The sequence below is a fragment of the Hymenobacter tenuis genome, assembly GCF_054780495.1.
Genome location: NZ_BAAGWF010000003.1, coordinates 109,794 through 126,424 on the forward strand (window position 1 = coordinate 109,794; position 16,631 = coordinate 126,424).

The window sequence follows — 16,631 nt, forward strand, 5'->3', positions numbered from 1 at the left end:
ACCTAGTATAAGCTCTTGCGAGGCCAAGATCATACAAGACATAAATTAGGATAAGTGGATCAACTAAAAGTTCAAATTTAAAGGCGCTTGGTTTTCTGATTATGCACATTACGACCAAGTATAGCCTTCACCCTGCCGAAGCTTGCGTAATGCTCGATCAATCGATGCCAACAGAATCGGTTACTTTCGCCCTTTCGCCCGCGCTTTTCGTTGTTATTACCTTTTGTGTGCCCTATGGCCGAGTTTGCTTCTATTTCTGCTGATCCCGAAACCCTAACCGTAATGGGAGGAGGACTGGTGGGGTCTCTGCTAGCCCTGTATCTGGCGCAGCATGGCCATAAGGTGGAGGTGTTTGAGCGCCGCCCCGATATTCGGCTGGCCGGCAACGTAGAAGGCCGCTCCATCAACTTGGCTTTGTCGGATCGGGGGTGGCGGGCGTTGCAGGGGGTAGGCATTGCCGATTCCGTGCGGGAAGTATCCATTCCGATGCATGGCCGCGTCATGCACGATATCAAAGGCCAACTCACGTTTCAGCCCTACGGCCAGCAGGGGCAATCCATTTTTTCTGTGTCAAGGGCCGGGCTAAACCGGCGGATGCTGGATTTAGTGGAGCAGGAGCCACGCATACAGGTGCTGTTTAACCAGCAGTGCCGCCGCGTTGATTTACCCCAACAAACCGTGGAAATGCTCGATACCGAATCGGGCGAGAGCCGCACGGTGCCTTTCCGGCGCCTGTTTGGGGTAGATGGCGCCTACTCGGCCGTGCGCGGGGCGTTGCAGCGCACGGAGCGGTTCAACTACTCGCAACACTACCTCGATTACGGCTACAAAGAGCTAACCATTGAGGCCAAGCCCAACGGAGAATGGGCCATTGATCAGCATGCGCTGCACATCTGGCCGCGCGGGCAGTACATGATGATTGCCCTGCCCAACCTCGACGGCTCGTTTAACTGCACCTTGTTTTTCCCATTTGAGGGCCCCGTTTCCTTTGCGGCGCTGCAAACCCCGGCACAGGTGCGCACCTTTTTCGAGGAGGTGTTTCCGGATGCTGTGCCCCTGATGCCGAACCTGGAAACCGAGTTTTTCGAAAACCCAACCAGCTCCCTGGTAACGGTGCGCTGCTACCCCTGGACGCACGAAGATGACGTGCTGCTGCTAGGGGATGCGGCGCATGCCATTGTGCCGTTCTATGGGCAAGGCATGAACGCGGGCTTCGAGGATTGTACTGTGCTCAATGAGCTCCTGGGCACCCATGGCTCCGACTGGACCACTATTTTCCGGGAGTTTCAGGTGATGCGCAAGCCCGATACTGATGCCATGGCCGACTTGGCGGTGTATAACTTCGAGGAAATGCGCGACCGGGTAGCCGACCCACGGTTTCTGCTGCAAAAGAAAATTGAAGGCCTGATTTCGGCGCAGTATCCGGGTAAGTGGCTGCCGCTGTACTCGCAGGTTACGTTTTCGCACTTGCCTTACGCCGAGGCTCTAGCGAATGGGCAGGAGCAGGAACGGATTATGCAGCGCATCATGCCCTACATCAAGTCGGAAGCGGATTACCAGCGCCCGGATGTACAGGAGTTGGTGGCCGCCGAAATGGCGCGCCGTTCAGAATAGCGTGCCCCCATTTTTGCGTTCCTCCCAATTTAGGAGGGGAGGTTGGTGGGGCGGTTTACCAGGTGTCGGAGCCTAGTAAACTGGGTGCCCTTGCCATTTGCCAGTTGCTGCCATGTTCCCAGAACCGGAATGGATACTGTTGAGCTGCAGAATTAACTTGGTTGACTGACGTAAGTAGTTTAGTTTAGCTACCCGATTAAATTGGTAAATTTATAGTTGAGAGAGGCTGTCGAGCTTCTGCCTGCTGTCCGGTCCGGTATTTTACCTAGTTTCCGCCCTTCCTTTCCCTGCCCTGCTCTGCCTTCTATGTCTACCGCTCCTGTCCTGACTTGTGCTATTATTGATGATGAGGAAATCAACCGGCTAACGCTGGAGCACTATATCTCCCTAACCGACTCGTTGCAGCTGGTCACGTCTATGGACGATGCCCTGAAGGGCCTGAACTACTTCCGGGCCGGTAACCGGGTAGATGTGTTATTCCTGGATGTGCAGATGCCGGAACTCAACGGCCTGGACCTGTTGCGCGTGCTCACCGATCCGCCCATCGTGATTCTGACCACCGCGCACGAGGATTTTGCCGTGGATGCCTTTGACTTGCGCGTGACGGACTACCTAGTAAAACCCTTCGACTACGCCCGCTTCAGCCGGGCCGTGCAGCGGGCCTTGCAGCAGCATACCGCGCCTCTGGCCGCGGCTGCCCCGGCACCCACTGCCCCGCCCGACAGCGACCTGTTCGTGAAGGTGAACAACAAGATGGTGCGCATCAACTTCGATGAGGTTATCTACATCGAGGCCCTGTCGGACTACGTTATCATCGTGACGGACAAGCAGAAATACATTGTGTACACCACTATGAAGGCCCTGGACGCGCGCCTGCCCTTCGACCATTTTATACGCGTGCACCGCTCTTATATCCTGAACATGCGCCGCGTGGAGGCCATTGAGGATGGTTCGGCGGTAATGCCGGGCGGCCAGCATGTGCCCATCGGGAAGTCGTATCAGGAGGCCTTCTTCCGGAAGCTGAACCGTATTTAACCCGAGTATTGCTACCAAAGCCGGCCGGCGCAAATGCTATTGTAGCATCTGCGCCGGCCGGTTTCGTATGTGTGTTTTTACTCGATGGAGGCGCTGGCAAGCTGCTCCACGGTAGCCTCCAGGCCGGCCGTCAGGCTCTCAACCTGCGCCTGCAGCTCAGCGGTGGAAACGCGCACTTGCTCTGATTCAGGCCTTGAGAGTGGCTCCAACACCGTTACGGCACTTTGCACACTGTGCACCCCTAGTAACTGCAGCGAGGGGCGCAGCTTGTGCACCAGGGCCCCCACGGTAGGCCAGTCGGCAGCGGCGGCGGCTTCGCGCAGCTGAGCTATAGCCACCGGTGTGTGCGCCTGAAAGGAGCCGATTACCTTCTGCATAAAAATGGTGCTGCCGTGGGCCGTGTCGCGAAGCCGGGTCAGGTCGTAGAGCGGCGCCTCATCGGTGGGCTGAGAAGTGGATTGCTCAGGTGCGGGCTCGGTGGCTGTTCCGGAACCCGTGCTACCGGAATTCAGGGTACCAGCTTCCAGTTCCGCTACCGGCACCGGCCGCAGGTTGGCTTCCAGCTTCCGGAACAAGTCATCTTCCTCAAACGGCTTAGAAAGGTAGTCGAGGCCCGCGGCGCGGTAGGTTTCATCATCGGAGCGCATTACGTTGGCCGTGAGGGCGATAACTGGCGTATTGGCTCGCAGCGGATCCGGGTGTTCGCGCAGGCGGTGCGTCACATCGAGGCCACTCATACCGGGCATCTGAATGTCCATCAGTACCACATCATAAAGTCGGGCTTCCAGTTGGGCCAGCGCCTCGTTGCCATCAGAGGCTAGGTGCGTTTCTACCTCCCAGTTTTCCAGAATCATAGCGGCTAGCTGCTGGTTTACGGGGTGGTCCTCTACCAGCAGCACCCGTTTGCCCCGCAGCTTTTCGTAATTGGGAGGCGGGAGCTGGCTTGGCTCCGGCAAGGCATATCCGGCCTTGGTGAGGGTGAGCGAGAAGAAGAACGTGCTGCCCTGGCCAAACTCGCTTTCTACCCACATGCGGCCCCCCAACTGCTGCACTAGGCTTCGGCTGATGGTGAGACCTAGTCCGGTGCCCCCAAAGCGGCGCGAAATATCCGCATACGCCTGCGAGAAGCTCTCAAAGATGGTTTCCAGCTTATCAGCGGAAATACCGATGCCCGTATCGCGGACGTAAAACTCCAGCTCCAGTTCCGTTTCGGTTTCCCGCAGGAGGCGGCTGCCAAGCTCTACGGTGCCCTGGTCGGTAAACTTGATGGCGTTGCTGAGCAGGTTGAGCAGAATCTGGTTGATGCGGCCCGGGTCGCCGATGACGAAGGGGTGGGGCAGTTGCAACGGCACCAAGCGGAACGTGATGCCCTTTTCCTCGGCCCGGAACCCCAGGCTTTGCACAGCATCTTGCACCGACTGCGCAATGTCGAAGGGAACTTGCTCCAGCTCCAGCTTGCCGGCTTCCATCTTGGCCACGTCCAGCACATCGTTGATGACGGTGAGCAGGTGGCGCCCCGAGTTGCGCAGAATCCGCAGGTGTTCCTGCTGCGACTCAGAAAGCGGCGTTTTGGCCAGCAAGCCGGCCATACCCAGCACCCCATTTATCGGCGTCCGGATTTCGTGGCTCATGTTGGCCAGGAAGTTTTCCTTGGCCCGCGCAATGTTCTCGGCGGTTTCTTTGGCCCGCACGAGTTGCTGCTCGGCCTGAATCCGTTCCGTAATTTCCTGGCCGTACGCAATTACGTACGGCACCTCATTGGGCTCCTCTACGCGGTAATTATTGTACATCAGGTGGTGCGCCTGCCCGTTAAGGCCGCGCAACGTCATGAGGCCGGTGAGTTCCTGCTGATGATGGGCCTGCGCCAAATAGGCTTTCACCTGCGGGTGCAGATCCGGGGTCATGACATCGAACAGCGAGCGGCCCACCAGCATTTCAGGCACCACGCCCACCAGGTGCGCCGCCGCCGGGTTCACCGACAAAATCAGGCCATCTAAATCATGCGTGCAGATAAGTGCCTGCGAGTAGTGCATCAGGTCGCGGTACTGCTTGGTGCTGCGCTCCAGCGTCTGGCGCGCCTGCTTCATCTCGGTTATGTCGGTACTTACCCCTAGTACGTTCACGCTGCCATCAGCGCGCAACAAGGGGCGTTTTACCGTCTGAAGCCACATGGTGCGGCCGTCGCGCAGGGTGTAGGTGGTCTCGTTGATCAGCTCGTGTCCCGTCGTCAGCACATACTCATCGGTGGTGCTGAACTCACGAGCCTCTGCGGCCACTACACTGTCCGGATCTAGCACATCCACGTTGCGGTGGTCACTTTGGGCCACCAGCTCGTCGAAGGCGCGGTTGCTGAACAATACCTGGCCCCGGCCATCGGTCACCCAAATAATATTGGGGGTGGAGTCGACTACCATCCGGGTAAACTTCTGCTGTTCTTGCAGCTGAGCTTCGCTTTGGCGTACTTTTTCTTCGGCGGCGTGGCGCTCCGTAATGTCAATGCCGTAGCCGATAACCATGCGTAGCTCGCCTTCGGGATTGAATACGGCCTGCATGTGGCGCAAAGCCAGCCTGGTGTCGCCCTCGGGGGTTAGAATGGCTTCTTCCCAGGCTAGCACGCCCTGCTGCCGGATGGCCTGCTCGAAGGTTGCGCGCCGTTTGTGGGCTAGGGCGGCGGGGCGGCCCCGATAGGCCATGTACTCAAAGTCATCGTGGCCGATAATCCACTGGCGCAGGTGCGGGTCGCGGATGGCGGCCGGGTTCACGAAGCGGTAGCGATGCTCCGTATCAAACACGGCTACATCGGCGGGCAGCTGGTTGAGTACGGTTTCATAAAACTCCCGCTGATCTACCAACTGCTTTTCGGCTTGCTTAAGGGTAGTAATATCGGTGAAGTACAGGTTCACGTACTGGTCATCGATGAAGGGGGCAATGGCTAGCTGGTAGCACAGCTCCTGGAAGCATATTTCCCGAATGATCAGCTCGCCGGCGGCCAGTGCCTCAGTAGCAGCTTCGTAAAGCTGAAGGGCAAACGCCGGCTCTTCCTGAGGGTTGAGGTATTCTTTGCGCAGGGCGTCGGCGGCGGGGTTGCTATAGAGCAAGCGCCCATCGGCGTGCAAGCGCACAACCGGGTTGGGGTTCTGGCCGGGTATGCGCGAGAGGGAGTGCATGTACTCCTCGGCCCGGCGGGTTTGGGTTACGTCGCGGAAGGAAAGCATGTAGCCGGCTGCCACTAGCTCATCGGGGCCGCTCAACGGGATAAAGTCGAACTCCAGAATAGTGCGGTCGGCTAACTCCAAGTCTTCGCCCAACACCCGCTGGTTGGCTTGCTGCATGCTGTGCAGCCGCTGCCGGGCCTGCTCCGGCCGCGCCGCCTGGGCAATAATGGCCTCGAGTACGGGCGCCACCTGCTGGCCCAGCATGCCCAAGGAAAGGCCTTCTACCCCAAATAAGTCGCAAAACTCCTGGTTCAGCAACGCCACCAGCCCACTTTGGTGCGCTACCAACACCGCTACGCGCAGGTTTTGGGTGAGGCGCGTAATGCTGTCGGTGAGGCGGGTAGCCGTGCGTTGGCTGGTCGTGAGTTGGCGGCGCAGGTTCTGAACCTGCTGCTCGGCGGCCAGCCGTTCGCGGCGTTCCTGCTGAAGTTGGGCAGTAAGGGAGGCTAGCTCAGAGGCAGGATCGGGAGAGGAAAGCATACGCGAAACAACACAACCTGTGCAGGAGGAAGAAAGTCGGGCGCTACCGCTCCGGGCACTATAATGAGTGCTGGCTAAAGATACACAACGATTGAGCGCTAGCCCAATAGCAGGCCCGCACCAAACCCCAGCACTAGCCCCGCACCCAGGGCCAAACCGGCCCACACCTGCGCTTCGGTATGCGCGTTCAGGGCTAGGCGGGCGCTGCCCACGGCGCCGGCTACCATAATGGTGCCGGCCAGCCACGCCACGGCACCCGGCCCGGCCATGCCGCCTAGGTGCAACAACGCCAGCAACCCCACGCTACCGCCCATGCCCACGCCGTGCGCCGAAATCTTCCAGCGCAGCGTAATCAAAAAGGTTAGCAGCACGGCCACGGTCATGCCAATCATCATCTGGGGCAGCAACGCATCAAACAACCGGGGCCGATGCAATAGCCACGCCGCCGCCCCAAAGCTGACGGCCGCCAGCAGCAAGGGCCAAGCACGCTGCTGGCGTTTGGCTAGCTCCAAAGAATCAACAAACCCGAACTGCACCAGGGTTAGCGTGCCCAAGGAGGGTAGTACAAACGTGAACCCCCACACCACGGCCAGCACCAGCCACCGATCAGGCAGCGGCGGCAGCAGTACGGCGCCCGGCAGCTGATAGCAGACGATGTAGAACAGATAAGACGGAACTAGCAGCGGATGAAATACCGCCGACAGCGCCGTAGCAAGGGCACGCGACACAATAGGCAGGGCTAGGGCAGAACCCAACGAAGATACAACAGTGCCAGCGCTTCGGCACCGCCCTCTCACTAGGCCGTGTGTATACGCAAAGTCCCCGGCACCGGCGGTACCGAGGACTTTCGCTTCTGGCTGCACATAGTAACTAGCCTACAGCTCTTTGCGCAGGCGAGCTACCGGAATATTAAGCTGCTCGCGGTACTTGGCTACTGTGCGTCGGGCAATGTTGTAGCCGCGGGCATTGAGCATTTTCTCCAGTTTGTCATCGGAGAGGGGCTTGTTTTTCTGCTCACCCTCAATGATTTCCTTCAGAATGTGCTTTACCTCCCGGCTGCTGGCATCCTCACCCGAGTCGGTGGCAATGCCTTCAGAGAAGAAGTACTTGAGTGGATAGATGCCGAACTCCGTCTGGACGGATTTGGAGTTGGCTACCCGGCTCACGGTGCTGATGTCCATCCCAATTTCCTGGGCAATGTCCTTCAGAATCATGGGGCGTAGCTTGCTCTCGTCGCCTTCCAGAAAAAACTCACTCTGGTAGCGTACTATCGAGTCCATGGTGCGCAGCAGCGTGTTCTGGCGCTGCCGGATGGCATCAATAAACCACTTGGCCGAATCCAGTTTCTGCTTCACGAAGGTGACGGCCTCCTTCATTTTCTTGTCTTTCTTCGAGGCTTTGTCGTAGGCCCGAAACATTTCCGTGTAGGCCGGCGACACGCGCAAATCGGGCGCATTGCGCGAGTTCAGCGTGAGGTTAAACTGCCCGTTGTCAGAAGTCAGGATGAAGTCGGGGATAATGTACTGCACCTTGCCCATACCCACAGGGCCCGTGCCGCCGGGCTTGGGGTTGAGCTTGAGAATCAGAGCAATGGCTTCCTTCAGCTCGTCATCCTCCAGGTCGAGTTTCTGCTGAATGCGAGGGTAGTGCTTCTTGGTAAACTCGTCGAAGGTTTCATTCAGAATTTGCTCGGCGTGCTCCGTCGCTTCGTCTTGGTGGCGGCGCTCTAGTTGCAGCAGTAGGCATTCCTGCAGGTCGCGGGCGCCAATGCCAGCGGGGTCGAAGGACTGAATCACGTGCAGCACGCTTTCTACCTCCGGTACGGTCGTTTCGATATTTTGCGAAAACGCCAGGTCGTTGGCAATGGCCGATAGGTCGCGGCGGATGTAGCCGTCGCCATCAATGGAGCCAATTAACTGGCGGCCAATGGCTTCTTGCTTTTCATCGAGATTGGCAAAGCCAAGCTGGTCGAGCAGGTTGTCCATCAAGGAGCCACTGGTGTCGGCCAGGGGCATCTCCCGGTCATCCTCGTCCTCGCCGGGGCCGTCGCCCTGCATCTTGTAGCCGGCTATTTCGTCGTCGTTGAGGTAGTCGCTCAGGTCTAAATCCTCGTTGTCCGACGACTCTTTGGTATCGGCGGGCTCGTCTTTGATGGGCAGCTCTATTTCCGGCTGCTCTTCGCTCTGGCCGCTGTCAAAGTCTTCGTCCAGCGTATTGTCGGGGTTGTCGAACTCCGCATCCGGGTCGTTGTCGAAATCCTCATCCGAGTCGCTGGAGTCGTCACGGTCTTGGTCCTCGAAGTCCTCCTCTTGGTCGTCGCCTTCTTCCAAGGCCGGATTTACTTCCAGCTCTTCTTTAATGCGCGCTTCCAGCTCTGCCGTCGGAATCTGCAGCAGCTTAATAAATTGAATTTGTTGGGGTGACAGCTTCTGGGAGAGAAGCTGTTTCATGTCCAGTCGTTGCATACTCAAAAACGCGTACGCCCCGCCGGTTTCTGCACGGGGTGGTTAGGCCAAATATAGCCCTTTCTGTACTTGGGTTTGGGGTAAAATGTTGGGCCAGGAGGGGGAGGCTGAACCGTAGCAATGCGTGGCGCGGGCCCGAAGGCTATCTGTACCAAAGGCTTTGCGCTACTCTGGCCCCTAGTAGCACGGTTTTCACCCCTTAAAACTTCTACCTTTGCCGTTCTTAGTTATTCTCCTTCTAGTACGAACACAACCTCCTAATGTCCGACCTCCGAAAAACCAGCGTGCAGGAATTGCTCCGCAGCACCGATCTGGACCGCGAAGTGCTGGTAAAAGGCTGGGTGCGCACCCGCCGCGGCAACAAATACGTGCAGTTCATTGCTGTCAACGACGGCTCTGGCTTTAATTCCATTCAGGTGGTAGCCAATGCCGAGCAGTTCCCGGAGGAAAAGCTAAAGGCCGATGGTGTTGAAAATGGCGCTGCTATTGCCGTACGCGGTACCCTAGTAGCCTCGCAGGGCAAAGGGCAGACGGTTGAGATTCAAGCCACGGAAATTACGGTGTACGGCTCCGCTGATACGGCCGAGTATCCGCTCCAGAAGAAGGGTCACACGCTGGAATTCCTGCGTGAAATTGCGCACCTACGCCCCCGCACCAACACATTTGGGGCGGTGCTGCGCATTCGGCACGCCATGGCATTTGCTGTGCATAACTACTTCAACAGCAAAGGATTTTACTACGTCCATACGCCCATCGTAACCGGCTCCGATGCTGAAGGCGCGGGCCAGATGTTCCGCGTAACTACGCTGCCCGACCAAAACCCGCCGCTCACGGAAGACAAATCAGGCGTTGATTACAAGCAGGACTTCTTTGGCAAGCAAACCAACCTCACGGTTTCGGGGCAACTGGAGGCGGAAGTAGCTGCTATGGCCTTGGGCAAAGTGTACACATTCGGCCCCACGTTCCGGGCCGAAAACTCGAACACGGCACGCCACCTGGCGGAGTTCTGGATGATTGAGCCCGAAGTGGCCTTCAACGACTTGCAGGACAACATGGACCTAGCGGAGGATTTCCTGCGCAGCCTGGTTCGCTACGCCCTCGAGAATTGCCAAGATGATCTGCAGTTTCTCAACGAGCACTACGACAAGGAATTACTAGGCCGTCTGCAATTCGTAGTCGACAACGACTTCCAGCGCCTGACTTACACCGAGGCCGTTGAAATTCTGAAAGTTGCCAAGCAAAAATTTGAGTTTCCCGTGGATTGGGGCACTGACCTGCAGAGCGAGCATGAGCGCTACCTAGTTGAAAAGCACTTCAAAAAGCCCGTTATCCTGACGGATTACCCCAAGGATATCAAGGCCTTCTACATGAAGCTCAACGACGACGACAAAACCGTGCGCGCCATGGATGTGCTGTTCCCCGGCATCGGTGAAATCATCGGGGGCTCGCAGCGCGAAGAAAGCCTGGAGAAGCTGAAGGCCCGCATGGCCGATATGGGCATTGCGGAGCACGAGCTGTGGTGGTACCTGGAGCTGCGCAAGTACGGCACTGCGCCCCACGCTGGCTTCGGCTTGGGCTTTGAGCGCCTCATCCTATTTGTGACCGGCATGTCCAACATCCGCGACGTGATTCCCTTCCCCCGCTTTCCCAAGAGCGCAGAGTTTTAGGCCCGGCTTTCCCTATACGATAACCGCCGCCACAGCAACAACGGCAGCCTCCAATAGGGGCTGCCGTTGTTCATTATAATAGGCCTCAGCAATAATTTCGTAGCTCCTTGTCGTCCACGGCAACTAGCGCGTCCAGCCGCAGCTCGAAGCCGTCAGCGAGGCGCAGATATTCTACCTTATCCTTGATGAATAGGTCCTGAATGGTGCCGTGGTAAGTACTAGGAGGCGTGTCGGGCTCGGTGCGGTAAGTGAGGGTGCACGGCTGGCCAGTGGTAGCACGGGCTTCCAGCTCATCGTAGAAGGAGCAGTTGATGGGGCGGTAGGTTGAGTCAGGCATACGAGGTGGGGTAGAAGTACTAGGTCCTCTTCCTACGCCAAACCGCCATTTAAAGATGAGGCTCCGAGGCTTCTACCAATTGGCCGTCCACGGATACCAGCCAATCAAGGCGCAATTCACAGCCTTCCGCTAGGCATAAGTAGTCTATCTGGTCTCGGCGTTGAATACTCAGCACACTACCGCGCACACTAAACTCAGCGGATGTACCTGGGGTACGGTACACCAGCACGCACCGCCGCCCACCTTTGAGCTGTGCCCGAAGCATATCGGGGAGTTTGGGGCGCAATAGGGGGGTAGTAACAGGCATAGCGCGCTGAACGGATCAGGTACTAAAAAAGATACAGTGTAGGACAGGAGCTACGGAAAGCCGTTAGGCCTTGGTTTGGTTCCGGAAGTGAAATACAGGCAGTTACTAGGTCACTCAGTAAAACAAACGTGGCCACCTGCTAAACAAGGGGCCACGTTTTAGGCTCAAAATATAGTTGTCAGAAAACAGGGTCGCTTAGTGCTTGCCCTTGCCTCTTCCATTTCCATTTCCATTTCCGTTTCCGTTTCCATTCCCGTTACCGCGGCCTTGGCCATTGCCTGGGCCGTTACCATAGCCTAGCTTTTTTGCTTGGCCAGGGGGAAGAGGCTTACCACTTTGCAGGCGTTTTACCTGGCCAGGGGGCAAGCTGGCCGGATACAGCTGACGGTGACGGCCAATTTGGCCCCAGGGCTGAGCGCCCACGTAGTCGATTACTACCGGATGGAAAGAGCTAGGCGAGTAGCCGCTCACATTGGCTACGCGGGCCCATTTGCCGTCGCGCTGCACTACATAGTTCTTGTCGCGCAGGTCATAGTAGCCGCCTACTTCCGGAATGTAGTAATACTGGGTGCCGGCCGGAGCGGCGGGGCCCCAGGAAGGCGGGTTCACGTTGATATTTACCTGCGCCTGCGCTGACTGCGCGAAGCTAGAGAGCGACAGAGCCAGCAGGCCTGATAAAGCAAGTTTGGGCAGAAGTTGCATGGTTGTGGGTTGAGTTAAGAGGTAGGAACAACATGGGCTTTGCAAGAACAAGGCCAACTCCAGGTCAGGCGGAGCATCATAACTGAACAGAAAGCACCTGCCGACCTTAACGCAGATATACGAAACGTGTTAGGGCTCCACAGAACCCAAATGAAAAGAGGCCTCCTAGTTTTACATAGAAGGCCTCTCAACGAAAAGAAGTGCTAGCTCACTTATTGTCCCATACGGCCGCGCCCGCCGGTGCGGGAGTTAGGCTGAGGAGATGAGGCTCCAGGGGCGTTGCTGCCTCCGCGCTCTGTGCGGTCGGGGTTTCCGTAACGCGTATCGCCTTGCTGGCCACTGTAGCCGCCCTGTTGAGTTTGGGCATCATCACGGCGTCCGTTGTAGGCTCCTTGGTTGCCGCGTTGGTCATGGCGGCGGTCATATCCCCCGCCGTAGTTGCCACGACGGTCATAGCCATTATGGTAGTTACCCCGATAGTCGCGGTCGTCCCGGTAGTCGTTGCGGGCGTAAGGGCCCGGGTGGTTTGGCCGGTGATTATAGTATCCGTTAGGTCCGTAGTTGGGGCGTGGGGCCACTACATAGCCCCGGCCGGGCCAGTTGGCTCCGTAATAGCGGCCCGGCACTACGCCCCAGCGGCCGCAATACGCCCGGTGGTCGCGCAGGTAGCCCCACGGCTGCCGGCCCACGTATTGTACCACTACGGGGTGGAAAAAGCGGGGGTCGTAGCTGGCGTAGGCCCTAGGCAGTACCGGCGAGCTAACCCAAGCGCCGTATACCGGATCATAAAACAGATACGACTCCGAGTACAAGTCATAGTAGCCGTCTATTTCCGGAATATAGTAGTACTGCACATCTGGGCCTACCGCTGGGCCCCAGTAGGGTGTATTGAAAGAAACCTGAACCTGCGCCTGGGCCTTGCTACCATACAGTAGCAGTCCAAGTGCCAGCACCAGACTTGATTTAAGCAGCGTTTTCATGGTAGAGAAAGTAAAAGGGAGACGCTACTTATAACGCAAAAGCCACACCACAATTCAAGGCTTAGATGGAAATGCGCCGCTAGGTTTAAAAGAAGTTTTGTTCCGCCCGGGACATTTCCCCAACCCTGTGTGTTATAGCCCATCTGCCCGCTTTTCTGCGCTTGCAATTCCTCGCTCATCGGCTTAGCAAATAAGCTAGTGGGCGTAGCCGTTGGGGCCTGATTTGCGTACCTTTGCAGACTTATTCGCTTCGCTGCTGCATGGCCAAAAAAACAACCGCTGCTCCTGTTACTACCCCTGCTCCCGCTGCAAAGCCGAAATCGGTGGCTACGGCCGACCGCCCGGCTAGAGCGGCCAAAGGTGCTGCTAAGGCAACCTCTGCTCCAGTAACCAAAGCCCCGAAGCCCAAGAAAACGGCCGCTGCTGTGGCCGACAACGCCGAAAGCCACACCACGGCGGCCGTACAGGCTGTAGCCCGCGTAGAGCAGGTTGCTGAGGTAGTAGCAGCTAGTGCTACCGCCGGGCAGCTACTAGGCCCGGCCGATCTGGAAGCTCCCTACATTGAGGTGTATGGCGCCCGGGAGCACAACCTGAAAAACGTTTCTGTGCGCATTCCGCGCGGCCGGTTGGTGGTGTTTACTGGCATTTCCGGCTCGGGCAAGTCGTCGTTAGCATTCGACACGATCTACGCCGAAGGCCAGCGCCGTTACATGGAGACATTCTCGGCCTACGCCCGTAGCTTCATGGGCGGTCTGGAGCGCCCCGATGTGGATAAGATTGAGGGATTGTCGCCTGTTATCAGCATCGAGCAGAAAACTACCTCGCGCAACCCCCGCTCCACGGTAGGCACCATCACCGAGATTTACGACTTCCTACGCCTGCTTTACGCCCGCACCGCCGAGGCATTCAGCTACGCCACGGGCAAGAAGATGATCCGGCAGAGCGATGATCAGATCATCAACTACATTCTGAAGCAGTACGACGGCAAAAAGCTGGTAGTGCTGGCGCCGGTAGTGAAAGGCCGCAAGGGACACTACCGCGAGCTGTTTCAGCAGATTGCCAAGCTAGGCTTCACGAAGGTGCGCGTTGATGGCGAGCTGCTCGACATCACGCCCAAGATGCAGGTGGACCGCTATAAGATCCACGACATCGAAATCGTCATCGACCGGCTGGTGGTGAAAGAAGAAGACCGGTTCCGGCTCTCGGGCTCAGTGCAAAGTGCGCTTACCCACGGCAAAGGCACTATGCTGGTGCTGGACCCCGATGAGAAGAAGGCCGACAAGCAGACCCAGTTCTTCTCGCGCTTCCTCATGGACCCCACCACCGGCATCGCCTACGATGATCCGGCCCCAAATACGTTTTCCTTCAACTCGCCTTACGGTGCCTGCCCCACCTGCAACGGCCTGGGCGAAGTGCAGGAAATCACTGAAGACTCGGTGATGCCAGATAAGAAGTTGAGCATCAGCCGCGGCGGTATTGCACCTCTGGGTGAGTACCGCGACATCTGGATTTTTCAGCAGCTTGGTCTCATCGTTAAGAAAAACAAGGCCAGCCTGAGCACGCCCATTGAAAAGCTGCCGGCTGAGCTAGTGGAGCGGCTACTATACGGTGTGCCCGAAGATGAGGATGCCGACCCTAAAAAGGCGAACTACAGTGAGCCGTTTGAAGGTATCATTCCGTTCCTGCGCCGCCAGATGGAGTCCGATTCGGAAAACATACGGGAGTGGATTCAGCAGTACACCCAGGCTCAGGAGTGCCCCGAGTGCCACGGCTACCGCCTCAAAAAGGAGTCGTTGCACTTCAAGATTGACGAGAAGCACATCGGCGAGCTGTCGGTGATGGACCTGAACGACCTAGCTGATTGGTTTGAAGGACTGGAAGGCCGCATCTCGGAGCGCCAGAACCTGATTGCCCGTGAGCTGCTCAAGGAAATCCGCAAACGCATTGGGTTCCTGCTGGAAGTTGGCCTCGACTACCTGAATCTGCACCGCTCAGTACGCACGCTTTCGGGCGGCGAGTCGCAGCGGATTCGGTTGGCCACCCAAATTGGTACGCAGCTGGTGGGGGTGCTTTACATCATGGATGAGCCTAGCATTGGCCTGCACCAGCGCGACAACGAGCGCCTCATCAAAGCCTTGCAGCACCTGCGCGACCTAGGAAACTCGGTGATTGTGGTGGAGCACGACAAGGACATGATCATGCATGCCGACCACGTGCTGGACATTGGTCCGGGCGCGGGCATTCATGGGGGCCACATTGTAGCAGAGGGCACTCCTACCGAAATCTTCAGCTCCGGCTCGCTTACCTCACAGTATTTGAGTGGACAAAAGCACATTGAGCTGCGCAAGAAAAAGCGCGTCGGTGAAGGCAACGACTTGGTGCTGAAAGGCGCGAAAGGGCACAACCTCAAGAACGTAACCGCTAAGTTTCCACTAGGCAAGCTGATAGCCGTAACCGGCGTTTCGGGCTCGGGCAAGTCGTCGCTCATTCATGACACGCTGTACCCGATTCTGAACCAACACTTCTTTAACGCCAAGCGCGAGCCGCTGCCTTATGGCACCATTGAAGGCCTGGAGTTTATTGACAAGGTAATTGAGGTTGACCAGTCGCCGATTGGGCGTACGCCACGCTCTAACCCAGCTACCTATACGGGTGTATTCACTGAAATTCGCCAGCTGTTTTCGTCGTTGCCGGAAGCCAAAATCCGGGGATACGGGCCGGGCCGGTTCTCGTTCAATGTGAAGGGTGGCCGCTGCGAAACCTGCGAAGGCGCCGGCATGCGTACCATTGAAATGAATTTCTTGCCCGATGTGCACGTGCCTTGCGAAACCTGCAAAGGTCGCCGCTACAACCGCGAAACGCTGGAAGTGCGCTTCAAAGGCAAGTCCATCACCGATGTGCTGGACATGACCGTGGAGAAGGCCGTAGAGTTTTTCGAATTTCAGCCCCGCATCCTGCGCAAAATACAGACGCTGAATGAGGTAGGTTTGGGTTACCTCACGCTCGGGCAGCAAGCCACCACGCTCTCAGGCGGCGAAGCCCAGCGCGTAAAATTGGCCACTGAGCTCAGCAAAAAGGATACTGGCAAAACGTTCTATATCCTGGATGAGCCAACTACTGGCCTCCACTTTGAGGACATTAACCACCTAGCCGTAGTGCTGCACAAGTTGGCGGATAAAGGCAACACCGTGCTCATCATCGAGCACAACCTGGATCTAATTAAGGTGGCTGATCATATTATTGATATCGGACCGGAAGGCGGCGGGGCGGGCGGCAATATTGTGGCCCAAGGTACTCCGGAGCAAGTAGCAAAGTCAGGAAAAGGCCATACGAGCCGCTTCCTGGCCGAGGAATTACGCACCAGTAAGTACGCTGAGGAAAACGTAAAAGAAACGGTGTAAAGCTGCCAAGGCGAAAGGTAAAAGCTTCCTGTTTTTGCGAAACATTGAAAAATATTCGCGGAAGCATGGAGCTTTTACTATTTTAACGGGCTCTCCCACACCAGTTGCTTTATGAAAGTCCTCGTATTCCCGGCGCTGCTTGCAGTAGCTATTGCCACGGCACCTCCCAAGCCTCTTAGAAATTCAGCTCAAGCCAGCACAAGCAGCATAGTAGCGCCTGCATCAACAACTAAGCACTGCTCCGCCACTAGTGAGTGCCCGGAAACCAGTGTAGCTTCCGAAAACCAGCGCACCCATGGCGCAACCACTTCCATCAGCATTACCAGGCGTTAATCGCCCATACCAATACCATATAAGATACTAGGTGCCTAGTCAACGCATTGGCTATACACTGCCCCTAGTAACAAGAAAGCGCCTGCCTCACAGTT

General features: G+C 57.1%; 11 protein-coding genes. 4 read left to right on the forward strand and 7 right to left on the reverse strand.

Going from position 1 to position 16,631, the window contains the following annotated elements; genetic code table 11:
• The first annotated feature begins 234 nt into the window (after positions 1 to 234).
• Both ACYVGU_RS11975 and ACYVGU_RS11980 read left to right on the forward strand, forming a co-directional pair.
• Positions 235 to 1,614 (forward strand): FAD-dependent oxidoreductase, encoded by a 1,380-nt coding sequence (locus ACYVGU_RS11975; RefSeq protein WP_460614880.1) that lies wholly within the window; start codon positions 235 to 237, stop codon positions 1,612 to 1,614.
• A 306-nt stretch (positions 1,615 to 1,920) separates the two neighbouring features.
• Positions 1,921 to 2,649 carry a LytR/AlgR family response regulator transcription factor gene (locus ACYVGU_RS11980; RefSeq protein ID WP_460614881.1) on the forward strand — a complete coding sequence of 243 codons (729 nt, stop codon included), beginning with the start codon at positions 1,921 to 1,923 and terminating at the stop codon, positions 2,647 to 2,649.
• A 77-nt stretch (positions 2,650 to 2,726) separates the two neighbouring features.
• Here the strand turns inward: ACYVGU_RS11980 and ACYVGU_RS11985 are convergent, their stop codons facing one another.
• From ACYVGU_RS11985 to rpoN, 3 genes are all read right to left on the reverse strand, one after another.
• Complete coding sequence (locus ACYVGU_RS11985) at positions 2,727 to 6,344, reverse strand: PAS domain S-box protein (protein ID WP_460622291.1); 3,618 nt, start codon at positions 6,342 to 6,344, stop codon at positions 2,727 to 2,729.
• A 98-nt stretch (positions 6,345 to 6,442) separates the two neighbouring features.
• Positions 6,443 to 7,072 (reverse strand): hypothetical protein, encoded by a 630-nt coding sequence (locus tag ACYVGU_RS11990; protein WP_460614883.1) that lies wholly within the window; start codon positions 7,070 to 7,072, stop codon positions 6,443 to 6,445.
• A 147-nt stretch (positions 7,073 to 7,219) separates the two neighbouring features.
• On the reverse strand, positions 7,220 to 8,809 hold the full coding sequence (rpoN, locus tag ACYVGU_RS11995) for an RNA polymerase factor sigma-54 (RefSeq protein ID WP_460622292.1): 1,590 nt from the start codon (positions 8,807 to 8,809) through the stop codon (positions 7,220 to 7,222).
• A gap of 260 nt (positions 8,810 to 9,069) precedes the next feature.
• Here rpoN and asnS point away from each other — a divergent pair, with 260 nt between their 5' ends.
• On the forward strand, positions 9,070 to 10,476 hold the full coding sequence (asnS, locus tag ACYVGU_RS12000) for an asparagine--tRNA ligase (protein ID WP_460622293.1): 1,407 nt from the start codon (positions 9,070 to 9,072) through the stop codon (positions 10,474 to 10,476).
• Positions 10,477 to 10,561: 85 nt separating this feature from the next.
• Here asnS and ACYVGU_RS12005 read toward each other — a convergent pair whose 3' ends face one another.
• The 4 genes from ACYVGU_RS12005 to ACYVGU_RS12020 form a co-directional block, all read right to left on the reverse strand.
• Positions 10,562 to 10,813, reverse strand: coding sequence for a hypothetical protein (locus ACYVGU_RS12005; protein WP_460614886.1), 252 nt, complete (start codon positions 10,811 to 10,813; stop codon positions 10,562 to 10,564).
• Between the two features lie 49 nt (positions 10,814 to 10,862).
• A complete protein-coding gene (locus ACYVGU_RS12010) occupies positions 10,863 to 11,120 on the reverse strand; it encodes a hypothetical protein (RefSeq protein WP_460622294.1) in 258 nt (85 codons plus the stop codon).
• A 195-nt stretch (positions 11,121 to 11,315) separates the two neighbouring features.
• The gene (locus tag ACYVGU_RS12015; protein ID WP_460622295.1) at positions 11,316 to 11,822 is read right to left on the reverse strand and encodes a hypothetical protein; all 507 of its coding nucleotides are present in this window, start codon (positions 11,820 to 11,822) and stop codon (positions 11,316 to 11,318) included.
• A gap of 212 nt (positions 11,823 to 12,034) precedes the next feature.
• Complete coding sequence (locus ACYVGU_RS12020) at positions 12,035 to 12,802, reverse strand: hypothetical protein (protein WP_460622296.1); 768 nt, start codon at positions 12,800 to 12,802, stop codon at positions 12,035 to 12,037.
• A gap of 260 nt (positions 12,803 to 13,062) precedes the next feature.
• On the opposite strand from ACYVGU_RS12020, the gene uvrA reads away from it, so the two are divergent.
• Positions 13,063 to 16,203, forward strand: coding sequence for an excinuclease ABC subunit UvrA (gene uvrA / locus ACYVGU_RS12025; protein ID WP_460622297.1), 3,141 nt, complete (start codon positions 13,063 to 13,065; stop codon positions 16,201 to 16,203).
• The last annotated feature ends 428 nt before the right edge of the window (positions 16,204 to 16,631 follow it).

Coding starts and splice junctions, on each gene's coding strand:
- ACYVGU_RS11980 (WP_460614881.1), top strand. CDS start 1,921: ATGTCTACCGCTCCTGTCCTGACTTGTGCTATTATTGATGATGAGGAA.
- ACYVGU_RS12010 (WP_460622294.1), bottom strand. CDS start 11,120: ATGCCTGTTACTACCCCCCTATTGCGCCCCAAACTCCCCGATATGCTT.
- ACYVGU_RS12020 (WP_460622296.1), bottom strand. CDS start 12,802: ATGAAAACGCTGCTTAAATCAAGTCTGGTGCTGGCACTTGGACTGCTA.
- rpoN (WP_460622292.1), bottom strand. CDS start 8,809: ATGCAACGACTGGACATGAAACAGCTTCTCTCCCAGAAGCTGTCACCC.
- ACYVGU_RS12015 (WP_460622295.1), bottom strand. CDS start 11,822: ATGCAACTTCTGCCCAAACTTGCTTTATCAGGCCTGCTGGCTCTGTCG.
- ACYVGU_RS11975 (WP_460614880.1), top strand. CDS start 235: ATGGCCGAGTTTGCTTCTATTTCTGCTGATCCCGAAACCCTAACCGTA.
- asnS (WP_460622293.1), top strand. CDS start 9,070: ATGTCCGACCTCCGAAAAACCAGCGTGCAGGAATTGCTCCGCAGCACC.
- ACYVGU_RS11985 (WP_460622291.1), bottom strand. CDS start 6,344: ATGCTTTCCTCTCCCGATCCTGCCTCTGAGCTAGCCTCCCTTACTGCC.
- uvrA (WP_460622297.1), top strand. CDS start 13,063: ATGGCCAAAAAAACAACCGCTGCTCCTGTTACTACCCCTGCTCCCGCT.
- ACYVGU_RS12005 (WP_460614886.1), bottom strand. CDS start 10,813: ATGCCTGACTCAACCTACCGCCCCATCAACTGCTCCTTCTACGATGAG.